The organism is Corallococcus praedator (genome assembly GCF_003612125.1).
Taxonomy (GTDB): Bacteria; Myxococcota; Myxococcia; order Myxococcales; family Myxococcaceae; genus Corallococcus; species Corallococcus praedator.
Map to the genome: position 1 here is coordinate 1 of NZ_RAWI01000859.1, position 535 is coordinate 535.

Sequence of the window (535 nt, forward strand, 5' to 3'; positions counted from 1 at the left end):
GTCCGGATCCCGACGCGAGACACCGTCGAGATGCCCCCTCGGGTGGCCGTGCCGCCCGACGTCTCCGCCCAGATCACGGCGTAACGCTCCGTCTCGGTTGCCGTCCGGGGCACTGCGATCCGCACTGTCGCGTCGGCGGCACGTCCGTCGGGGATGGTGAGCGTTCGTGGTGTGACCGACATCCACGACGTGAGCTCGTTCTGGGCGCGACCGTCCTCGAGGACGAACCCTCCGGTCTCCTGGATCGAGGCCGCACCCGGGTACAGCGAGACGACTCGCTGTGCACCGGTGTTGTTCGACACCTGGAAGCGTCGGGTGATGGTCGTCCCGGGTGGGAGGTTGTCGACGATGTAATTCTGCGCGCGCGGGTCTTTCGCCAGTGCGAGTGGTGCCTCGAGGAGGCGGATACCGAGACCGGGTGCATCGCTGCCGGTCGGTGATGTGCTCGGGGCCGCAACGGCAGGTCCGGCGGCCGACGCGAGCACCACGAACGCCGCACACGCCGCCAACAGAAGACGGCGGGTGAGTGCGGTCG

The 535-nt window shown here is 69.0% G+C and carries 1 protein-coding gene; it reads right to left on the reverse strand.

Annotation, left to right across the window (positions count from 1 at the left end; translation table 11 throughout):
- A partial coding sequence (locus tag D7Y13_RS46265; RefSeq protein WP_208734576.1) for a hypothetical protein occupies positions 1-535 on the reverse strand: 535 nt, incomplete at both ends.